Below are 20,217 nucleotides of genomic sequence, written 5' to 3' on the forward strand. Positions count from 1 at the left end.
TTCTCTCCTTACACAATGCCGGTCAGATAGAACACGGCAATGACAAAAAGTACTGCCAGACTTTTAATGATGGTGATAGCGAAAATGCCGCCGTAGGCCTGGCGATGGCTCAGGCCGGTGATAGCCAGCAGGGTAATCACCGCGCCGTTATGGGGAAGGGTATCCATCCCGCCGCTCGCCATCGAGGCCACGCGGTGCAGCACCTCAAGCGGGATATTGGCCGCATGGGCGGCGGCGACAAACGAGTCGGACATGGCGGCAAGGGCAATACTCATCCCGCCGGACGCCGAACCGGTGATCCCCGCGAGCACGGTCACGCTGATGGCCTCATTCAGCAGCGGATTCGGAATGGCCGCCAGCGCTTTGGATAACACCAGGAACCCAGGCAGCGCCGCGATAACCGCGCCGAAACCGTATTCCGAGGCGGTATTCATCGCCGCCAGAATGGCTCCGCTCACCGCCGTTCGGCTGCCTTCAGCCAGACGCCCCCGGATATTGCGAAAGCCAAAAACCAGCACCAGCACGATACCGGCGATCAGCGCCGCCTCCACGGCCCAGATGGCGGTGATCTTGCCCACCTCGGTCACAATCGGTTTCGCCAGGCCGGGCAGGGTAAGCTCGTGACTCACGCCGTACCAGCCGGGGATCCAGCGGGTAAACAGCAGGTTCAGTATGCCCACTACCAGCAGCGGGGAGATAGCAATCAGCGGATGCGGGAGATTAATGTTATCCGGCGTCTCGGGTTCATTTTTCAGATCCGTGCCGTAACCCTCGTTGTTGCTGAGCGCCTTACGCCGCTGGCGCTCCAGCCAGAGCAGGCCAAAGACGATAATAAACAGAGAGCCGATAAGCCCCAGCCATGGGGCCGCCCAGGCGTTCGTGCCGAAGAAGCTGGTGGGGATGATATTCTGGATCTGCGGTGTGCCGGGCAGGGCGTCCATGGTAAACGAGAATGCCCCCAGCGCCACGGTGGCCGGTATCAGCCGCTTAGGGATGCCGCTCTGGCGAAACAGCTCGGCGGCAAACGGGTACACCGCAAACGCCACCACGAACAGCGAAACGCCGCCGTAGGTTAACAGCGCGCATACCAGGACAATCACCGGGATGGCGTGTCGACGCCCGAGGATCTGGATTGCGGCGGCGACGATGGAGCGTGAGAAGCCGGAAAGCTCAATCAGCTTGCCAAACACCGCACCCAGCAGGAACACCGGGAAGTAGAGCTTGACGAAGCCCACCATCTTTTCCATAAACAGGCCGGTAAACGTCGGGCCGACGGCACCCGGATCGGTCAGCAGCACGGCACCGAGCGCCGCGATCGGCGCAAACAAAATAACGCTGTATCCGCGGTAGGCCGCCAGCATCAGCAGTGCCAGCGCCGCCAGGGCTATTAACACACTCATTATGACTCCTCACTTTACTTATTATTCGGGTACCAACGAGAGGTTTAACGCTCGACGGTCAGGGCAATGCCTTGTCCGCCGCCTACGCACAGGGTGACGAGCCCTTTTTTAACGTCACGGCGCTGCATTTCGTACAGCAGGGTCACGAGAATTCGGCAGCCGGAAGCACCAATCGGATGGCCCAGGGCGATGGCACCGCCGTTAACGTTGACCTTGTGCTCATCCCAGCCGAGCTGCTGGCCCACCGCCAGCGCCTGGGCGGCAAAGGCTTCATTGGCTTCAATGAGGTCCACCTCGTCGAGCGTCCAGCCCGCCCGCGCCAGCGCCGTCCGGCAGGCGCTGACCGGGCCCATGCCCATTACTGACGGGTCAACGCCCGTCACGGCGTAACTCACGATGCGGCCAAGGACAGGCAATCCGCTCTCCCGCGCCTTTTCCTCGCTCATCAGCAGCACCGCGGCGGCACCGTCGTTGAGCGTGGAGGCATTCCCCGCCGTGACGGTGCCTTCCTCGTGCAAAAAGGCGGGACGCAACTGCGCAAGCTGCTCTGCGGTAGTGCCTGGTCGGGGCTGTTCGTCACGATCAATAACCAGCGGCGGCTTTTTACCCTGTTTCACCGTCACCGGCGCTATCTCGGCGTCAAGCCGGCCGGACTCAATGGCGGACGCCGCTTTTTGCTGCGAGCGGGCGGCGAAGGCGTCCTGCTGCTCGCGGGAAATGTCATACTCGCGGGCGACGTTTTCAGCGGTGATCCCCATGTGGTAATCGTTGAATGCATCCCACAGGCCGTCGGTAATCATGCTGTCCTTGAGGCCGGCATGCCCGAAACGCAGCCCGGCACGTGCGCCGTCCAGCAGATACGGGGCGTTGCTCATGCTCTCCTGACCGCCGGCGATAACCATCTCCGCGTCGCCGCAGCGGATCGCCTGGGCGGCGAGCTGGACCGCTTTTAAGCCCGCGCCGCACACCAGGTTGACGGTGGTCGCCGGCGTGCTGACGGGCAATCCGGCGCCGATGGCCGTCTGGCGGGCGGGGTTTTGCCCGCATCCGGCCGTCAGAACCTGGCCGAAAATCGTTTCATCTACCTGTTCGGCGCTGAGACCACTGTTCTCCAGCAGACGCCGTACCGTGACGGCCCCAAGCTCAACCGCAGAAAGGGACGAGAGCGATCCGCGAAAACTGCCAATGGGGGTTCGCGTTGCCCCGATAATCATGACCTTTTTCATGCTGACCCCTCAGGTGAAGCGCATCTCGCGCACGTCGTCCGCCACAATGATTTTCCCTGCTGTTTTACGCACGATCTCGTCAATACTGACGCCCGGGGCGTATTCCCGCAGGATGAACGCGCCGTCCTGAATTTCCAGCAGCGCGAGATCGGTCAGGACCCGACGGATACAGCCCGCGCCCGTGAGCGGCAGCGTGCAGCGCGGCAGCAGCTTCGACTCACCGCTCTTTGAGGCGTGGGTCATCACCACAATGATGTTCTGCGCCCCGGCAACGAGATCCATCGCGCCGCCCATGCCCTTCACCATCTTTCCGGGGATCATCCACGATGCGATGTTGCCCTCCACGTCCACTTCAAATGCGCCCAGCACGGTCAGGTCCACGTGGCCGCCGCGGATCATGGCAAACGACTGGGCCGAGTCGAAAATGGCCGCGCCGGTCCGCGCGGTCACGGTCTGTTTACCGGCGTTGATCATGTCAGGATCAAGGGTTTGCTCGTCGGGAAAAGCCCCCATCCCCAGCAGGCCGTTTTCCGACTGCAGCATCACGTCCATCCCGTCCGGAATGTAGTTCGCCACCAGGGTAGGGATGCCGATCCCCAGGTTGACGTAATAACCGTCGCGCAGCTCGCGGGCGACGCGCATGGCCATCTGTTCACGGGTTAACATCGTCACACTCCTTGCGCGCGCAAGGTGCGCTGCTCAATGCGTTTTTCAAACTGGCCGACAATCAGCCTGTCGACGTAAATTCCCGGGGTGTGAATGGCCGACGGGGGCAGTTCACCCGGCGGAACAATCTCTTCCACCTCCACCACCGTGATCCGGCCCGCCGTTGCCATCAGCGGATTAAAGTTTTGCGCGGTATGGCGATAGATGACGTTGCCGTACCAGTCCGCTTTCCACCCCTTGATCAGCGCGAAATCGCCGACGATCGCCTCCTCGAGGATGTAGTGCTTCCCCGCGAACTGGCGCACGTCCTTGCCGGTCGCCACGGGCGTGCCGTAGCCGGTGGCCGTATAAAACGCCGGAATACCGGCCCCGCCCGCGCGCACCTTTTCCGCCAGCGTGCCCTGCGGCGTAAGCTCAATTTCCAGCTCGCCGCTCAGCACCTGCTGCTCAAACAGCGCGTTCTCGCCGACGTAAGAGGCCACCACTTTGCGAACCTGCCGCGTTTCGAGCAGTATCCCCAGGCCGAATCCATCCACGCCGCAGTTGTTTGACACCAAGGTCAAATCTCTCACCTGACGGCGCCGGACCTCCGCAATCAGGTTCTCCGGAATGCCGCACAGGCCGAAGCCGCCCGCCAGCAAGGTCATTCCGTCCGTCAGCCCGTCCAGCGCCTGCGCATAGCTGCCGACGCGCTTATCCAGTCCTGCCATAGTCATCCCTCCCGTTAACCGTGCCGGTATCATTAGGGGCGGCGACTCATTTGTTAATTTTGAATTTGTGACCCACTCATTTGGTTTTCTTATTAATTTCCTGCTAACTAATTCTTTTCAATTAGTTAACAGGATGAAAAATGAGAATGAGTGTCAAACAGTTACGCGCGTTTTTAGCGGTAGCTCACACTCTCAATTTCGCGCACGCCAGCGAACGCTTAAATCTCTCCCAGCCGGCCCTGAGCCTGACGATTAAAAGTCTGGAAGACGCGCTCGGCGGCCCGCTGCTGCAGCGGAGCACGCGCAAGGTTGCCCTCACGCAGGAAGGGGAGACGTTTCTGCCGATGGCGCGGCAGCTGCTTGCCGACTGGGATAATGTGGAGGAGGCGATGCACCAGTGCTTTACCCTGCAGCGCGGCAAAATCTCGGTCGCGGCGATGCCGTCATTTGCCGCCAACGTTTTACCGGAGGTGCTCAAGGCGTTTCGCGATCGCCACGCCGGGATCAACGTCACCGTGCATGACGTCATTAACGAGCAGGTGATTGAGATGGTGCGGGAAGGGCGGGTTGAGATGGGGATCGCCTTTGAGCCGGCCCCCACGCACAACCTGCTGTTTACGCCGCTGGGGCTCGACAGGTTTGTAGCCATTGTGCCGAAGGACTCTGCGCTGGCGGGCAAAAAGCGGCTGGCCTGGGAAGAGCTACTGACGCTGGATTTTATTACCCTGCAGCGCCCATCGGCGGTACGTCTGATGATGGAGGAGGAGCTGGCCCGAAGCGGCAGAAAGCTGGACGTGGCGCTGGAGAGTCATCAGCTGGTGACGGTAGGTCGCATGGTCGCCAGCGGGCTGGGCGGCAGTGCCGTACCGGCGCTCTGCGAAGCGCAGATGACGGCGCTGGGCGCGGTCTGTATACCGCTCGATAATCCGCCCATTGAAAAGTGCATCGGGGCAATCCATCCGGGGCACACGCAGCTCTCTAAAGCGGCGCATGCCCTGCTGGAAACGCTGAAGGATTTTTACCAGCCCGCTCACGGGGCGAGAAATACCTGCGGTACGGGGTGATCCGGATGGCTGCCGACGCGCACCTGTGCGCCGTACCAGCGCGCCAGCGTCCCGGCCTGCAGCACGTCCTCCGGTGTGCCACTGGAGACCAGCCTGCCGTTGTGTAACAGCAGAATGCGATCCGCCCACAGCGCCGCCAGATTGAGATCGTGCAGCACCACGCACACGTGGAGATGACCCCGACGGGTCAGGGATCTCATCAGGCGCAGCAGATGCTGCTGGTGGTAGAGATCCAGCGCGGAGGTGGGCTCATCAAGAAACAGCCAGCCGCGCGGGGCTCCGTCGCACCAGAGCTGGGCCAGCGCGCGGGCGAGCTGGATCCGCTGCTGCTCGCCGCCGGAGAGCGTCGAATAGCGTCTGCCCGCCAGCGGTAGACAGCCCGTTATCGCCATCACTTCCTCAACTACCGACGCTTCAGGGGAGCGAGTCCAGGGCGCGCGTCCCATACCGACCACCGCGTCCACCGGCCAGTCGAATCCGGGCTGAGTATTCTGGCGCATCACCGCCCGGTAGCGCGCGAGGGTATCCGGCGGCCAGTCCGCAAGCGGCGTTCCGGCCAGAGTGCAGCGTCCGCTTGCGGGCTTGAGATAGCCGGTAAGCAGCCGCAATAACGTCGATTTCCCGGCACCGTTGGGGCCAATCAGGGCGACCAGCTCACCCTGAGAGAGGGTAAGCGACACATCGTCGATCAGCGTCCGCTGCCCGGCGTGAAAGAAGATTTTCTCTGCACAATAACGTTCAGCCATGCGTACCTCCGCGACGAAAGATAAGCCACAGGAACCACGGCGCGCCGAGAAGGCTGGTCAATAACCCGACGGGCATCTCCGCCGGAGAGACCAGGGTGCGCGCCAGCGTGTCGGCAACCAGCAGCAGCAGCGCACCGGCCAGCACCGAGCCGGGTACGACGGCCCGGTGGTCGGCCCCCAGCCACATGCGCATCAGGTGCGGCACCACAAGGCCAATAAAGCCGATCACGCCGCTGACGGCTACCGCCGCGGCAACCAGCAGGGCGCTGCACAGCAGCAGGATCCGCTGTACCATCGCGACATCCACCCCGAGATAGTGCGCCTCTTCATCGCCCAGCTGCAGCAGGTTGAGCGGGGCGGCCTGCCGCCAGATAATCAGCACCGCGGGCACCATCAGCGATGTTACCGCCAGCAGGGTGGACCACTGCGCCTGCCCGAGGCTGCCCATTCCCCAGAGGGAAAGCTGGCGAAGCTGGGCATCGTTGCTGAGCCATGAGAGCACCCCGACGGCCGCGCCGCACAGGGCGTTGATGGCGATCCCCACCAGCAGCAGGCGGGACAGGGAGCCGTGACGCTGCTGGCTAAGCAGGAAGATAATGACGGTTGCGGCCAGCGCGCCGAGGAACGCCGCGAGCATCGGGGCATACAGCATCAGCAGGGCAGGTAACGCGGCGGGAATGACCACCCACAGCGCCACCGCCAGCGCCGCGCCGCTGCTGATCCCCAGCAGACCCGGGTCCGCCAGCGGGTTGCGGAACAGCCCCTGCATCACACAGCCGGCCAGCGCCAGCGCTCCGCCAATCACCAGCGCCAGCAGTACGCGGGGCAGGCGAATGGTAAGCCAGATCTGACGCATGGCCTCATCGCTGCCGCTCCACAGCAGGCTGACCGGCAGGTGCAGTGCCCCAAACCCGGTCGCGGTGAGCGTCATGATGCTCAGGATCGCGGCCAGCATCCACAACGACAAGGCGATCCGCCGGGACATCAGGGCAGTTGCTCCGCTTTGGCGCGCAGCTGCTGGATGGCATCCGGCGTTCGCACGCTGAAGCCCAGCAGCGCCATATCATCAATCGCCAGCATCTGCCTGTTCCGTCCCGCCGGGGTTTGCGCCAGACCGGGCAGCTTCCACAGGTTTTCTTCGCCGCCCAGCGCGTTCACGCCGTCCTGCGAAATCACCACCAGATCGGGCTGGCTGGCAATGACCCCTTCCTGAGACAGCGGCTGATAGCGGGTGAATCCCTGCATCGCGTTCTGCAGCCCGGCGGCACGGATGGCAGCGTCTGCGCCGGTCTGCTGCCCGGCGGCCATTGCGGTCATTCCCCCGTGGTTGAGGATAAACAGCACCCGCTTGTTGAGGGGCGCGGAGGGCAGGGCCGCCAGCGCCTGACGCAGCGTGTGGCGCAGGGCTTCCCCCTCGGCTTCACGGTGCGTAGCGTTGGCAATCACCCGAACCTTTTCGTCAATGACGCTCAGGTCGTTGCGGCCGGGAACGGTTACTACCCTGACGTGACTTTGTTCGACCTGCTTCAACGCCAGAGACGGCTGCGCCTGGTCGCTGGCCAGCACCAGCGTGGGGCGCATGGACAAAATGCCTTCGGCGTTAAGCTGGCGTAAATATCCCACGTCAGGCAGATCGTTTGCCGCCTGCGGCCACTGGCTGGTGCTGTCGCGCGCGACCAGCGAAGACTGCGCGCCAAGCGCGTAGACAATCTCCGTCACGTCGCCGCCAAGGGCGACAATTTTCTCCTGCGCGGCGGCAAACGCCACCAGAGGCAGGGCGCTCAGCAGGGCTAACCACGTTTTCATGCGGCCAGCCCTTTTGGCGTCAGGGCGTCAATCTGGCTGCGCCACTGGCTCTGCTCCGGCTCACCTTCGGTACGCTGGCCGTAAAGCTGGGCGATTTGCGTGCCGTCGGCGGCAAACAGCTCCAGGCTGGTGACGTGGCCGTCAGCCGTGGGCTTGCGCGTCACCCAGCTCTCTGCGATCGTCTCCTCCAGCAGATGCAGTGTAAAGGCAGGGTTAAAGACGTTCAGCCAGCCTTTCATCGGCACGACTTTTTCCACCGCGCCGGTGAAGATCTGCACGCAGCCGCGGTTGCCGACGAAGACCATGATTTCGTTGCCGTCCCGGCGAGCCGCTTCCAGCAGCTGTGCCAGCGCGCTGTTCTCCACCTTACAGGCCAGGTCGTCGCCCACCATGCGAAACGCCTGCTGACGGCTGAGATTGTGGCGCTTGAGCAGGCTGAAGAACTGATGCACGTCGGTCATGGCGCGCCACTCTTTGTCCACGAGAGCGGCATCCGCGTTTTCGGCGTGAGCCGGGACATCCCCAGCGCTCAGCTCAAGCGGCGGGTTATCGGCAAAGATAAAGCGGGTCAGCACGTCGCCCCAGGCGGCGAGGTCGGTGTTGTCCGTGGTGTAGACCTTCAGCACCGCATCGCCCTGACGATCGAAGAACTGAATGCTCTGTCGCTCGCCGCGGGCGGTGGTTTCGCTGAGGTGAAACGCGCTCGCCCACTGGTTGAGGAACAGGCGCAGATCCAGCGCGCGCGGGTTCAGCACCAGCCCGGCGTGGCCGTTCAGGTGCTGGTTGGTGAAGCTGCCCACCTGCTCGTGAACGGCATACTCGTTGCGGCAGATGCACTTGGTTTCACCCACGGCTTCCAGCGCGCCCAGAATATCGCGGATTTCGCCGCGCAGTCGCCAGGCGTCATGGCCCACGCGGGAAAAGGTCAGCTCCGCTTCGCTGATGTTCATTAACCCTGCGATGTCTCGCGCATACTTACCCGGATTTTCTTCTTTTAGCTCAAGCCAGCGTGCGTAGTGATGCATTGTCTTATCCTTCTGAAGAGTGGCCCCGAAGGGAATTACCACTGATAGCTTACGAAAATCTTGCCGTTACGACCGTCCTGCGGAATACCCTGCGGAGACCAGTACTCCTTATCGAAGGCGTTGCCGAGCACCAGCGTGGTGGTGACGCCCTTGAGCTGCTCCTGGCCCTTATAGCTGACGTAGAAATCGTTAACCGCATAGCCCGGCTGCTTGCTGTAGCTGCTGCTGACGTGGGTTGAGCGATCGGCAAAGGTGCCGATCCAGCCCACGGAGAAACCGCTTTGCGCCACCGGAACGTCCAGCTTGCTGGTGACGGTGTCCGGGTTGATGCTGGAGATGTACTCCCCGGTATCGGTGTCTTTCCCGCGGGTGCGGTTATAGGCCACGTCGAGGCTAAACAGATCGGCCGAGTATTTTGCCATCATGTCCCAGCCCCAGATTTTGGCGTCGGGTACGTTGTACGACATGGTGGTCGCGGCGGCAAAATCGACGGTTGTGGAGATATAGTCTTTGGCTTTGGTATCGAAATAGCTGGCTTTAAACTCCAGCGCATCGTTGGCGAGCATCAGATCGTCAAAGCGCAGGCCAAAACCAAACTCCTGCGTTTCGTTGGTTTCCGGGCGCAGGTTCGGGTTCGGCACCCAGTAGTTGGTGTAGAAGCGGCCAATGGAGAAGTGTTTGGCGTCGTTGTACATTTCGCCCATGGTCGGCGCGCGGAACGCCTGCGCGTAAGAGCCAAACAGCATCAGCCAGTCGGTCGGGCTGACGGTCAACCCGGCGCGGGAGGACCATTTATCGGCGTTGACGTCATCGTAGCCATTGCTGCTGCCGCGGTAGTTGTCATACCGCGTGCCGCCCAGCAAGGTGATCGGCAGATCGCGCAGGGTGATTTCATCCTGCAGCCAGCCGGAGCTGAAGTCGATTTTCGCCTCCGGGAAGCCGGTTGTGGACCCGCCCGGACGCTGCTCCTGACGATAGTATTCTCCGCCGTAGGTCAGAAGGTGAGAGGCAAAGGAGTCGCTGAACAGGCGGGTACGGTTTTCCACCTTGCCGCCTTTGGTGGTCTGCTTGCGGAACTCGCCGGTGCTGTCGATGTTCTGGGCATTAATGCGCGCTTCGGACCAGTAAACCTTCGCATCGGCGTTCAGCCAGTCGTATCCTTCCGGCGCAATGTGGTAGCCAACCTGCGCATCGCGCTGGATGGTGGAGCGGTCTGTCATCGGGTTGCTGCTATTGGCATCAGAGGTTTGCGGGTTTTTCGGCTCCTGCGCGGCATTGTTGTAGTAGCGCAGGGCGCCGCTCAGGGTCTGGGCCTGGTCGATTTTCCAGCTGCCTTTCGCCAGCATGTTATTGATGGATTCGTCGTTCGGCGCCGTCGCACCGTCGCTCTGGCGGATATCGCCGCGGTCGCGGCTGGACCACGATACCAGGCCGTCCAGGGTATCGGTACGGCCATAGGCGCTGGCCCCCAGGCCGAGGCTGTGGTCCCCCGTTGCGCCGGTACCAAACACGCGATAACCGCTGTTTTTGCCCGGTTCCAGCAGATCTTTGGCGTCGACGGTGTCATAGGAGATGACGCCACCCAGCGCGCCGCTGCCGTAGAGCAGAGCAGACGGACCGCGCACCACTTCAATACGTTTAATCAGCGCCGGATCGAGGAACGTGCTGTTGAGGTGCCCGGTGTCGGTACCCTGGCGCACGCCGTCGACCAGCACCAGAACGCCGCGGCGGTCATAGCCGCGCAGGTTAACGTCCTGACCGTTGGTGCGGCCGGTGCCGTCCAGCGTCAGACCGGGCACGTTGCGCAGCAGGTCGGCGGCAGAGCTGGCGGTCTGTTTTTCCGGGGCGGTGGCGTCAACCACGCTCACCATCATCGGGGCTTCGAAAGCGCTACGGGCGTTGCCTGTGGCGGTGACGGTTATTTCATCTGCGGCAGCAAACGCGGCGCCCGGCAGGGTGCTGACAATCGCCAGCGTCAGAAGGGACGGGCGTAAACGTGCGGTATGCAGGTGTAGCATAGCAACTCTCCATAAAGTATCGAAAGCGCTGGCTGCCTGGGGATCACCTGGGTGGCTGGCGAAAGTTTTGGTTTATTTTGTGAGGATCAATTTTCCGGCATTCGTCTGGCGCAGCAGATACTGCTGGCCGTCATGCTCGATAATCACCCGGCCTTCCTCACCCAACAGGCTTTTGCTGTCGATGCGGCGATCGGTGGAAGCAGGGGATGGCGCTGTGTGTGTTTTTACTGGCGTTGCCGCGCTGTTATCGGTCGGTGACATAATGTTTATAAATAACAATCAATGTAACAATGATAATCATTATCAATAAACTGCAAATTCACGGCAAGCGTTTTTGTGAAAATTGTGTGACGGGATCAAATTCAGGGGGAGGCGATGCGGCCTGATGCCCTCACCCCAACCCTCTCCCACGGGGAGAGGAAGAAGGGCGCGAACCGTAGGTCGGGTAAGCGCAGCGCCACCCGACAATAACATCAGAAGCGAGAATCAACCGCAGCTGCCAGCTTCTCCAGCAGCAGCTCGCTGTCTTCCCAGCTCAGACACGGGTCGGTGATCGACTGGCCGTATACCATCTGCTGTCCGGCAACGATTTTCTGCGTGCCTTCTTTGATGAAACTTTCGGCCATGATCCCGGCAACGGCGGTCGAGCCGCTGCGGATTTGCTGACAGACCTCATCGCAGACGTCAAGCTGGCGGCGATGCTGCTTCTGGCAGTTGCCGTGGCTGAAATCCACCACCAGATGTTCCGGCAGGTCGAATTCGGCCAGCGTTTCACAGGCGGCAGCGATGTCTTGTGCATGGTAATTAGGCTTCTTCCCGCCGCGCATAATGATATGCCCATACGGGTTACCGCTGGTCTGGTAGATGGTCATATGGCCGTTCTTGTCCGGCGACAGGAACATATGGCTGGCACGCGAGGCGCGAATCGCATCGACCGCAATCCGGGTGTTGCCGTCGGTCCCGTTTTTGAAGCCGACCGGACAGGAGAGGGCTGAGGCCATCTCGCGGTGGATTTGGCTTTCGGTAGTGCGCGCGCCAATCGCGCCCCAGCTGATCAGATCGGCGATAAACTGCCCGGTCACCATGTCGAGAAACTCGGTGGCCGTCGGCACGCCCAGCTCGTTGACCTGCAACAGCAGCTTCCGCGCCAGCTCAATGCCGTGGTTTACGCGATAGCTGCCGTTAAGGTCAGGGTCGGAAATCAGCCCCTTCCAGCCCACCACGGTACGCGGTTTTTCAAAGTAGGTGCGCATCACAATCTCAAGGCGATGCTGGTATTTTTCCCTCAGCCCCTGGAGCCGTTTTGCATAATCCATCGCGGCATCCAGATCGTGGATGGAGCAGGGCCCAATCACCACCAGAAGACGCTTGTCTTCACCATTGAGGATTTTTTCAATGCGGCGGCGGGAGGCCGTCACATGTTCCGCGACCGCGGCGGAAACGGGGTGCCGCTCGGCCAGTTCAGCCGGGGTGACCAGGCTGTCTATGCGCGCCGTGCGGAGTTCATCGGTTTTATTCATGACTTGTCTCAGAAAATTTTTGCTTCATCGGCAGACTACCGGGAAGTGATGGGCATCACATTAAACCAATCCCTGCTGATTTCAAGTTCGGGGCGACACCGCCCCGCTGTTGAAAAGGATGATACATGAATCCGAGCCAATGTACTAGCTTATTAGTACATGCGGCGATTAAGCCCCATGATGTCGAGAATTTTGGTGGCGATCTCTTCTACCGAATAGTTCGTGCTGTTCAGCCACGGGATCTGGTTTTTGCGGTACAGCGCTTCCACTTCGGAAACCTCCATGCGGCACTGACGCATCGAGGCGTAGCGGCTGTTCTCGCGGCGCTCTTCGCGGATCGCCGCGAGACGTTCCGGGTTAATCGTCAGGCCGAACAGCTTGTGCTGCAGCGGCTTGAGCGCAGCGGGCAGCACCAGGTTATCCATATCGTCGGCAATAAAGGGGTAGTTTGCGGCGCGGATGCCGAACTGCATCGCCAGATAGAGGCTGGTCGGCGTTTTGCCGCAGCGCGACACGCCGAGCAAAATCACCTGCGCCTGGTCGAGGTTGCGCAGCGAGATCCCGTCGTCGTGCGCCAGGGTGTAGTCGATGGCGGCAATACGCGCGTCATATTTGGTCAGGTTGCCGGGGTTCAGCCCGTGGGTGCGGTGCGCGATAGGCGTCGGGTCAAGCTTCAGTTCGCTCTGGAGTGGGGCCACCAGCGCCTGCACGATATCCTGGCAAAAGCCTTCACTTTGCAGAATGATGTGGCGAATCTCAGGAATAACGATGGAGTAGAACACCAGCGGGCGCACGCCGGTCTGCTGGAAGATGGCGTCAATCTGGTCTTTCACCGCTTTGGCACGGCTCTCATTTTCCACAAACGGCAGCGTGATGCTGTTAATCGAAACGGGGAATTGCGACATCACCGCGTGGCCCAGCACCTCGGCGGTGATCGCCGTACCATCAGAAATATAAAAAACGTGACGATCGACAGCATTATCCATTTTACCCACCCTGAATATCATACCTAATTGTCTGAAAGCATAAATTAAAAAAGTTAATTGCACAGCAAAGAAGTTATCTGAATTTAAAATGAAATGATGTTTTTGATTTTCCTGAAAAGCGGATTTCATTTTTCAAATAGCGACTTTATTTTTGTGGTTTCTGGCTGAATATAGAGGAATCATCAGCTTATTGGCTGGTGGGAAACTATCCGAAAAGTTGAAAATTTAAATTGCTTACACGATTCACCGTTTTTTTAGCGCAAATAATTATGCCAGTATAAATACGTAGTCAGGTGTTACTTACTCCGATCAAATATCACAAAAGGATTGTTTCGATGTCCAACAATGGCTCGTCACCGCTGGTGCTTTGGTATAACCAACTCGGCATGAATGATGTAGACAGAGTTGGGGGCAAAAATGCCTCCCTGGGTGAAATGATTACAAATCTGTCCGGTATGGGTGTCTCCGTACCAAACGGGTTTGCCACGACCGCCGACGCGTTTAACCTGTTTTTAGACCAGAGCGGTGTAAACCAGCGCATTTACGACCTGCTGGATAAAACGGATATTGATGACGTCACCGAGCTTGCCAAAGCCGGGGCGCAGATCCGCCAGTGGATCATCGACACACCTTTCCAGCCGGAACTGGAAAAAGCTATCCATGACGCGTACAACCAGCTCTCCGCTGACGACGCGCAGGCCTCCTTTGCCGTACGTTCTTCCGCGACCGCAGAAGACATGCCGGACGCGTCGTTTGCCGGGCAGCAGGAAACCTTCCTGAACGTTCAGGGCTACGATGCGGTGCTGGTGGCGGTGAAGCACGTATTTGCTTCCCTGTTCAACGACCGCGCCATCTCCTATCGCGTGCACCAGGGCTATGACCATCGCGGCGTGGCGCTCTCCGCGGGCGTGCAGCGTATGGTGCGCTCGGACGTGGGTTCCTCCGGCGTGATGTTCTCCATTGATACCGAATCCGGCTTCGACCAGGTGGTGTTCATCACCTCCGCGTGGGGCCTGGGTGAGATGGTCGTGCAGGGCGCGGTGAACCCTGACGAATTCTACGTACACAAGCCTACGCTTGCCGCGGGCCGTCCGGCGGTGGTGCGCCGCACCATGGGCTCGAAAAAAATCCGCATGATTTATGCCCCAACCCAGGAGCATGGCAAGCAGGTTAAGATTGAAGATGTGCCGCAGGAGCAGCGCGACCGCTTCTCCCTGACCGACGCCGAAGTGCAGGAGCTGGCGAAGCAGGCGGTGCAGATTGAGAAACACTATGGCCGTCCGATGGATATCGAATGGGCGAAAGACGGGAACACCGGCAAGCTGTTTATCGTTCAGGCGCGCCCGGAAACCGTTCGCTCTCGCGGCCAGGTGATGGAGCGTTATACGCTGCACGCGCAGGGTAAAATCGTGGCGGAAGGCCGCGCCATCGGTCACCGCATCGGTGCCGGTCCGGTCAAAGTGATCCACGACATCAGCGAGATGAACCGTATTGAGCCAGGCGATGTGCTGGTGACCGACATGACCGACCCGGACTGGGAACCGATCATGAAGAAAGCGTCGGCCATCGTCACCAACCGCGGCGGCCGTACCTGCCACGCGGCGATCATTGCCCGCGAGCTGGGGATCCCGGCGGTTGTCGGCTGCGGTGACGCCACCGAGCGCATGAAGGACGGGCAGAACGTGACCGTCTCCTGTGCCGAAGGCGACACCGGCTACGTCTACGCCGATATCCTTGACTTCAGCGTGAAGAGCTCCAGCGTGGATACCATGCCGGATCTGCCGCTGAAGATCATGATGAACGTCGGTAACCCGGACCGCGCGTTTGACTTCGCCTGCCTGCCGAACGAAGGCGTTGGTCTGGCGCGTCTGGAATTCATCATTAACCGCATGATCGGCGTTCACCCGCGCGCGCTGCTGGAGTTTGACGACCAGGACGCGAAGCTGCAGAACGAGATCCGCGAGATGATGAAAGGTTACGACTCGCCGAAAGAGTTTTACGTCGGCCGTCTGACCGAAGGGATCGCCACGCTGGGCGCAGCGTTCTACCCGAAACGCGTGATTGTGCGTCTGTCTGACTTTAAGTCTAACGAATACGCTAACCTTGTGGGCGGCGAGCGCTACGAGCCGGAAGAAGAGAACCCGATGCTGGGCTTCCGCGGGGCCGGACGCTACGTGTCCGATAGCTTCCGCGACTGCTTCGCGTTGGAGTGCGAGGCGGTGAAACGCGTGCGCAACGACATGGGGCTGACCAACGTTGAAATCATGATCCCGTTCGTGCGTACCGTGGATCAGGCGAAAGCGGTGGTGGACGAGCTGGCGCGTCAGGGCCTGAAGCGCGGCGAAAACGGGCTGAAGATCATCATGATGTGTGAGATCCCGTCCAACGCCCTGCTGGCCGAGCAGTTCCTGGAGCACTTCGACGGCTTCTCTATCGGCTCGAACGACATGACTCAGCTGACGCTGGGCCTGGACCGCGACTCCGGCGTGGTTTCCGAGCTGTTCGACGAGCGTAACGAGGCGGTGAAAGCGCTGCTTTCCATGTCCATCCGCGCGGCGAAGAAGCAGGGTAAATACGTCGGGATTTGCGGTCAGGGTCCATCCGACCATGAAGACTTTGCCGCCTGGCTGATGGAAGAGGGGATTGACAGCCTCTCCCTGAACCCGGACACGGTAGTGCAAACCTGGCTGAGCCTGGCGGAACTGAACAAGTAACGGCAACACGATCGCAAAAAGGCGAGGATTTTATTCCTCGCCTTTTTTATTTCACCTCTAATTTGCTCCCCATCACAAATAATCTAAAAAACCAAATATCATAATTTGTCTGTTAATTAAGACAATTGTTAGTGCGCAACGCGTTGCTAATACTTGAGCCTTACTGCGCATTTCCCTTCAGATGATGCGCAACTGGTTGAAATACGTTTTAACCTGATAAAAAGGCAAATAACAATGACACTTTCCTCTGTATTGCGTACCAAAGATAAAATAGGTTATGGCTTAGGTGATATGGCCAGCGCGCTGGTCTGGCAAACGGCCACATTATTTCTTGCTTATTTCTATACCGACGTTTTTGGTTTGCCTGCCGCGATCATGGGTACCATGTTTTTAGTGGTGCGCGTGGTTGATGCGTTTGTCGACCCATGTATTGGCGCGCTGGTTGACCGCACGCAGACGCGTCACGGCCGTTTCCGGCCCTGGCTGCTGTGGTTTGCTATTCCCTTTGGCGTAAGCTGCCTTATTACCTTCTACGTACCGGACGTCGGGCCGACGGCAAAAATTGTTTATGCCTGCGCGACCTACGCGATTTTAAGTCTGATTTACTCCGCCATTAACGTGCCTTACTGCGCCATGCCGGGCGCGCTGACGCTGGATCCGCGCGAGCGTCACTCCCTGCAGTCCTGGCGCTTTGGCCTGTCATTTATTGGCGGGTTGATCGTAACGGTTATCGCTCTGCCGCTGGTCTCATTGTTGGGCCAGGGCAACGTGCAGAAAGGCTATTTCTTTGCCATGAGCCTGATGGGGCTGCTGGGAATTGTGCTGTTCTTTTGCTGTTTCCTGATGACCCGTGAGCGTTATTCCCCGCGCAATGATACCTCCGGCTCCATGCTCACCGATTTAAAACTGCTGGCCGGTAACAGCCAGTGGCGCATTGTGTTTGTGTTTAATATTTTGCTGTTAACGGCGGTGGTGACGCGCGGCTCTGCCACCATGTATTACGTCAACTATGTACTGTTGCGCCCGGAGCTGGTTTTTGCCTTTATTGTTTCTGGCATGGTGGCCTCGTTAAGCGGCGCGTTATTATCTGAACGCCTGCTGGGGAAATTTGACCGCGTGCGCGCCTATCAGTGGACGATAATGTCCTTCGTCATTTTCGGCGCGCTGATTTTCTTCCTGCCGCCTTCGCAGGTGTGGCTAATCTTTGGCCTTAACATCGTCTTTAGCTTTATTCAAAACCTCACCACGCCGCTCCAGTGGACCATGTTCTCTGATGTGGTCGACTACGAAGAGCATCGTAGCGGCCGCCGTCTGGACGGGCTGGTCTTCTCTACCGCGCTGTTCGCCATCAAGTTTGGCCTTGCGCTGGGCGGGGCGGTGGTCGGCTGGGTGCTCGGCATGGTGGATTACGCCCCGGGCCAGGCAGCCCAGGCGCCGCACGTGCTTTCCACCATCAACGCGCTGTTCACCCTTATTCCGTGCGCGCTGTTCCTCTGCATGGTGGCGCTGCTTTCCATCTACAAGCTCAACAGCCGGCTGGTGGATTCCATCGCCCGGGAGCTGGCCAGCAAGCGTGAGGTAAGACCCGACGCGGGGCAGCTCAGCCCGGCAACCCCTTCCGCACTACAGGAGTAAAATATGACTGCTATCTATAAGGACGCGGGACGTCCCGTGCACGAGCGCGTCGCTGATTTACTGGCGCGCATGACCCCGGAAGAGAAGTTCGCCCAGATGCACGCCTACTGGCTGATCCTTGATGAAAACGGCAACCACCGGGAGCGCAGCGATTTGAGCGATGAATTTGCTGGCGTCAGCGAGCAGGCGGCGCTGAGCGAACGGCTAAAACTGGGCGTCGGGCAGATCACCCGTCCGCTCGGCACCCACATCGTTGACGCGAAAACCGGGGTGCGCGCGGCTAACCGCCTGCAGCGCATGATGATGGAAGAGACGCGGCTTGGCATTCCGGCGTTGTTCCACGAGGAGTGCCTGGTGGGGCTGCTGTGCAAAGACGCCACCCTGTTCCCGTCCTCGCTCAACTACGGCTCGACCTGGGACCCGGAGCTGGTGCAGCGCGCGGCAGAGCAGATCGGTAAAGAGGCGCGTTCCGTCGGTTGCCAGCAGGGGCTGGCCCCGGTGCTGGACGTTTCCCGCGACGTCCGGTGGGGGCGAACCGAAGAGACGTTCGGGGAAGATCCCTGGCTGGTGGGCGTGATGGCAACCGCCTGGGTGAAAGGGTTACAGGGCGACAAGCGCGATCTGCTGGCGACGCTCAAGCATTACGTGGGCCACTCGTTCAGCGAAGGGGCGCGCAACCACGCCCCGGTGCATCTTGGTTTTAGCGAGCTGAACGACACCTTCCTGCTGCCGTTTGAAATGGCGGTCAAGCTGGCAAACGCCGGTTCGGTCATGCCCGCCTACCACGACATCGATAACCAGCCGGGGCACAGCGACAGCTTCCTGTTGACCACCGTTCTGCGCGAACAGTGGGGCTTCGACGGCATTATTGTGGCGGACTACGGCGGCGTCAGCCTGCTGCACCAGCACCACGGGATTTCTCACGACGCAGCGGAGTCCGCCGCGCTGGCGTTTAACGCCGGGCTGGACGTTGAGCTGCCGAAAGATGACTGCGCACGCCATCTGGCGGAAGCGGTAGAGCGCGGGCTGATCTCTATGGCGAAAGTCGATGAGATCGTGGCGCGTACGCTGACCGAAAAATTCCGTCTCGGCCTGTTTGAGAACCCGTATGCCGATGAAAACGGCATCGATCTGCAAAATGAGATGACCCGCCAGGTGGCGCGGGAGGTGGCGACAAAATCGGTCACGCTGCTGGAAAACAACGGCATTCTGCCGCTGAACGGTAAACCCCGCGTGGCGGTAGTGGGGCCGACGGCAGACGATCCGCTGGCGTTACTCAGCGGGTATAGCTTCCCGGTCCATCTGATCATCAGCGATATGGTTGAGGAGACCTCGCAGGTGACGACCCCGCGCGCGGCGCTGGAGCAGTACCTGGGTGCATCGAACGTGCGCTACGCGAAAGGGTGCCACATTATCGAAAAACGGATGGCGGGTGCGCCGGTCTTCCCGGGCGACAGCGGCGGCAAGCCAATGCAGCAGTCTCCGGTGTCGCAAAGTACCGCACTTATCCCCGAGGCGGTCAGCGCCGCACAGGAGAGTGACGTGGTGGTGGCCTGCGTGGGCGATCTCGCCGGGCTGTTCCAGAGCGGCACGGTAGGGGAAGGCTCCGATACTGACTCCCTGAATCTGCCGGGCGTGCAGCAACAGCTGCTGGAGGCGCTGGTGGCGACGGGCAAACCGGTGATCGTCGTAATGACCGGCGGGCGTCCGTACAACCTTCAGGGGCTGGAGGAGAAGATTGCCGCGCTGATGATGGCCTGGGCGCCGGGACAGGAAGGGGGCTGGGCGATTGCCGATGTGTTAACCGGTCGCGCGGAGCCGCAGGGCCGGCTGGTGGTCAGCGTGCCGAAAAGCGCCGGGGCGATGCCATTCTACTATAACCACAAGCTGAAAAGCGGCGGCACGCCGTTCGCGTTCCATTTCGGTGCGCGCTACCCGTTTGGTTTCGGCCTCGGCTGGGCGCAGTTTAGCTGGGGCACTGCCCGCGTCGCTGAAAGCAGCGTGCCGGTCGACGGTGAGGTGACGCTGAGCGTGGATATCACCAATACCGGCGAGCGCAGCGGCAGCGAGGTGGTGCAGGTCTACGTGCGGGACAAGGTCGCCACCCAGGTACGGCCGCTCCAGGAGCTGAAGGCCTTCCAGCGCGTCATGCTCTCGCCGGGCGAAACCGCCACGCTCACCTTCACGCTGCCGGTTGAGATGTTCAACTTTACCCGCCGGGACGGGAAACGCATCGTCGAGCCGGGCGAGTTTGAACTGCAGATTGGCGCATCGTCGGCAGATATCCACCAGGCGGTGACGGTCAATGTGACGGGGGAAACGCGGGTGCTGCCTGCTGAGTGGCGGATGCTCAGTACCTGTAAGGTTAAGCGCGCGTAGTCAGGATAAAAAAAAGCCCATCGTGGGAGATGGGCAAAGACTACACACAGCAATTCGTTGTTTCACTCAGGGGATTTCCATGCTTATAAATCAAGGTGTTGATTTATAACCTTGAGCTAATAGTAGGCATGTCATCTTTCAGCGTCGATCGGATTCGTCTCAATAGTTAAAGAGACGTAAAGATTTCTTGAGAATAATAGCGGACTTAATGCTGAAATGGCGGGTCTGACCAGTGTGCAGCGAATAAATACTTTAGCGGCGTTAAAGTATTGTGCGGGATAATGTAGGCCGGGTAAGCGTAAGCGCCACCCGGCAACAAGGC

At 60.1% G+C, this 20,217-nt stretch carries 16 protein-coding genes and 1 other RNA gene; 4 read left to right on the forward strand and 13 right to left on the reverse strand.

Annotated features, from left to right (window positions below; genetic code table 11):
- Nucleotides 1-8: 8 nt before the first annotated feature.
- The 4 genes from IM284_RS03460 to IM284_RS03475 are packed head-to-tail and all read right to left on the reverse strand — an operon-like array spanning nucleotide 9 to nucleotide 4,002.
- Nucleotides 9-1,403, reverse strand: coding sequence for a GntP family permease (locus IM284_RS03460; RefSeq protein WP_205623772.1), 1,395 nt, complete (start codon nucleotides 1,401-1,403; stop codon nucleotides 9-11).
- 41 nt (nucleotides 1,404-1,444) lie between these two features.
- Nucleotides 1,445-2,626, reverse strand: coding sequence for an acetyl-CoA C-acetyltransferase (locus IM284_RS03465; protein ID WP_047368361.1), 1,182 nt, complete (start codon nucleotides 2,624-2,626; stop codon nucleotides 1,445-1,447).
- A 9-nt stretch (nucleotides 2,627-2,635) separates the two neighbouring features.
- A complete protein-coding gene (locus IM284_RS03470) occupies nucleotides 2,636-3,292 on the reverse strand; it encodes a CoA transferase subunit B (protein ID WP_041910432.1) in 657 nt (218 codons plus the stop codon).
- A 2-nt stretch (nucleotides 3,293-3,294) separates the two neighbouring features.
- Complete coding sequence (locus tag IM284_RS03475; RefSeq protein ID WP_047368362.1) at nucleotides 3,295-4,002, reverse strand: CoA transferase subunit A; 708 nt, start codon at nucleotides 4,000-4,002, stop codon at nucleotides 3,295-3,297.
- A 140-nt stretch (nucleotides 4,003-4,142) separates the two neighbouring features.
- Between IM284_RS03475 and IM284_RS03480 the strand changes: the two genes are divergently transcribed.
- Nucleotides 4,143-5,066, forward strand: coding sequence for a LysR family transcriptional regulator (locus IM284_RS03480; protein ID WP_032644866.1), 924 nt, complete (start codon nucleotides 4,143-4,145; stop codon nucleotides 5,064-5,066).
- Here IM284_RS03480 and IM284_RS03485 read toward each other — a convergent pair.
- The 8 genes from IM284_RS03485 to IM284_RS03520 form a co-directional block, all read right to left on the reverse strand.
- Nucleotides 5,033-5,812, reverse strand: a complete 780-nt coding sequence (locus IM284_RS03485) for a heme ABC transporter ATP-binding protein (RefSeq protein WP_041910427.1) — start codon at nucleotides 5,810-5,812, stop codon at nucleotides 5,033-5,035. The two genes, IM284_RS03480 and IM284_RS03485, sit on opposite strands and share 34 nt — an antisense overlap.
- The gene (locus IM284_RS03490; protein WP_047368363.1) at nucleotides 5,805-6,797 is read right to left on the reverse strand and encodes an iron ABC transporter permease; all 993 of its coding nucleotides are present in this window, start codon (nucleotides 6,795-6,797) and stop codon (nucleotides 5,805-5,807) included. Before IM284_RS03490 ends, IM284_RS03485 begins: the two co-directional genes overlap by 8 nt.
- Entirely contained in the window at nucleotides 6,797-7,618 is an 822-nt protein-coding gene (locus IM284_RS03495; RefSeq protein WP_047368364.1) for a hemin ABC transporter substrate-binding protein, read from the reverse strand. The genes IM284_RS03490 and IM284_RS03495 overlap by 1 nt, the downstream gene beginning before the upstream one ends.
- Nucleotides 7,615-8,643 carry a hemin-degrading factor gene (locus tag IM284_RS03500; protein ID WP_047368365.1) on the reverse strand — a complete coding sequence of 343 codons (1,029 nt, stop codon included), beginning with the start codon at nucleotides 8,641-8,643 and terminating at the stop codon, nucleotides 7,615-7,617. The genes IM284_RS03495 and IM284_RS03500 overlap by 4 nt, the downstream gene beginning before the upstream one ends.
- Before the next feature lie 35 nt (nucleotides 8,644-8,678).
- Complete coding sequence (locus IM284_RS03505; RefSeq protein ID WP_047368366.1) at nucleotides 8,679-10,661, reverse strand: TonB-dependent hemoglobin/transferrin/lactoferrin family receptor; 1,983 nt, start codon at nucleotides 10,659-10,661, stop codon at nucleotides 8,679-8,681.
- A gap of 72 nt (nucleotides 10,662-10,733) precedes the next feature.
- Nucleotides 10,734-10,922 carry a hemin uptake protein HemP gene (hemP, locus tag IM284_RS03510; protein ID WP_028012833.1) on the reverse strand — a complete coding sequence of 63 codons (189 nt, stop codon included), beginning with the start codon at nucleotides 10,920-10,922 and terminating at the stop codon, nucleotides 10,734-10,736.
- A 212-nt stretch (nucleotides 10,923-11,134) separates the two neighbouring features.
- Nucleotides 11,135-12,181, reverse strand: coding sequence for a 3-deoxy-7-phosphoheptulonate synthase AroH (gene aroH / locus IM284_RS03515; RefSeq protein ID WP_028012834.1), 1,047 nt, complete (start codon nucleotides 12,179-12,181; stop codon nucleotides 11,135-11,137).
- A 152-nt stretch (nucleotides 12,182-12,333) separates the two neighbouring features.
- The gene (locus IM284_RS03520; RefSeq protein WP_028012835.1) at nucleotides 12,334-13,167 is read right to left on the reverse strand and encodes a pyruvate, water dikinase regulatory protein; all 834 of its coding nucleotides are present in this window, start codon (nucleotides 13,165-13,167) and stop codon (nucleotides 12,334-12,336) included.
- A gap of 335 nt (nucleotides 13,168-13,502) precedes the next feature.
- Here IM284_RS03520 and ppsA point away from each other — a divergent pair, with 335 nt between their 5' ends.
- The 3 genes from ppsA to IM284_RS03535 all read left to right on the forward strand — a co-directional run bounded on the left by ppsA (nucleotide 13,503) and on the right by IM284_RS03535 (nucleotide 19,895).
- Nucleotides 13,503-15,881, forward strand: a complete 2,379-nt coding sequence (ppsA, locus tag IM284_RS03525; protein WP_028012836.1) for a phosphoenolpyruvate synthase — start codon at nucleotides 13,503-13,505, stop codon at nucleotides 15,879-15,881.
- A gap of 234 nt (nucleotides 15,882-16,115) precedes the next feature.
- On the forward strand, nucleotides 16,116-17,516 hold the full coding sequence (locus IM284_RS03530) for an MFS transporter (RefSeq protein ID WP_045261569.1): 1,401 nt from the start codon (nucleotides 16,116-16,118) through the stop codon (nucleotides 17,514-17,516).
- A 3-nt stretch (nucleotides 17,517-17,519) separates the two neighbouring features.
- Nucleotides 17,520-19,895, forward strand: coding sequence for a glycoside hydrolase family 3 N-terminal domain-containing protein (locus IM284_RS03535; protein WP_047368367.1), 2,376 nt, complete (start codon nucleotides 17,520-17,522; stop codon nucleotides 19,893-19,895).
- Between the two features lie 5 nt (nucleotides 19,896-19,900).
- On the opposite strand, the gene rprA is transcribed toward IM284_RS03535, so the two are convergent.
- Nucleotides 19,901-20,008: antisense sRNA RprA (gene rprA / locus IM284_RS03540), an RNA gene on the reverse strand.
- Nucleotides 20,009-20,217 lie beyond the last annotated feature (209 nt).

Source organism: Enterobacter cloacae complex sp. P12RS, assembly GCF_014895875.1.
Taxonomy (GTDB): domain Bacteria; phylum Pseudomonadota; class Gammaproteobacteria; order Enterobacterales; family Enterobacteriaceae; genus Enterobacter; species Enterobacter bugandensis.

Coding starts and splice junctions, on each gene's coding strand:
- IM284_RS03465 (WP_047368361.1), bottom strand. CDS start 2,626: ATGAAAAAGGTCATGATTATCGGGGCAACGCGAACCCCCATTGGCAGT.
- IM284_RS03470 (WP_041910432.1), bottom strand. CDS start 3,292: ATGTTAACCCGTGAACAGATGGCCATGCGCGTCGCCCGCGAGCTGCGC.
- IM284_RS03475 (WP_047368362.1), bottom strand. CDS start 4,002: ATGGCAGGACTGGATAAGCGCGTCGGCAGCTATGCGCAGGCGCTGGAC.
- IM284_RS03480 (WP_032644866.1), top strand. CDS start 4,143: ATGAGAATGAGTGTCAAACAGTTACGCGCGTTTTTAGCGGTAGCTCAC.
- IM284_RS03485 (WP_041910427.1), bottom strand. CDS start 5,812: ATGGCTGAACGTTATTGTGCAGAGAAAATCTTCTTTCACGCCGGGCAG.
- IM284_RS03490 (WP_047368363.1), bottom strand. CDS start 6,797: ATGTCCCGGCGGATCGCCTTGTCGTTGTGGATGCTGGCCGCGATCCTG.
- IM284_RS03495 (WP_047368364.1), bottom strand. CDS start 7,618: ATGAAAACGTGGTTAGCCCTGCTGAGCGCCCTGCCTCTGGTGGCGTTT.
- IM284_RS03500 (WP_047368365.1), bottom strand. CDS start 8,643: ATGCATCACTACGCACGCTGGCTTGAGCTAAAAGAAGAAAATCCGGGT.
- IM284_RS03505 (WP_047368366.1), bottom strand. CDS start 10,661: ATGCTACACCTGCATACCGCACGTTTACGCCCGTCCCTTCTGACGCTG.
- hemP (WP_028012833.1), bottom strand. CDS start 10,922: ATGTCACCGACCGATAACAGCGCGGCAACGCCAGTAAAAACACACACA.
- aroH (WP_028012834.1), bottom strand. CDS start 12,181: ATGAATAAAACCGATGAACTCCGCACGGCGCGCATAGACAGCCTGGTC.
- IM284_RS03520 (WP_028012835.1), bottom strand. CDS start 13,167: ATGGATAATGCTGTCGATCGTCACGTTTTTTATATTTCTGATGGTACG.
- ppsA (WP_028012836.1), top strand. CDS start 13,503: ATGTCCAACAATGGCTCGTCACCGCTGGTGCTTTGGTATAACCAACTC.
- IM284_RS03530 (WP_045261569.1), top strand. CDS start 16,116: ATGACACTTTCCTCTGTATTGCGTACCAAAGATAAAATAGGTTATGGC.
- IM284_RS03535 (WP_047368367.1), top strand. CDS start 17,520: ATGACTGCTATCTATAAGGACGCGGGACGTCCCGTGCACGAGCGCGTC.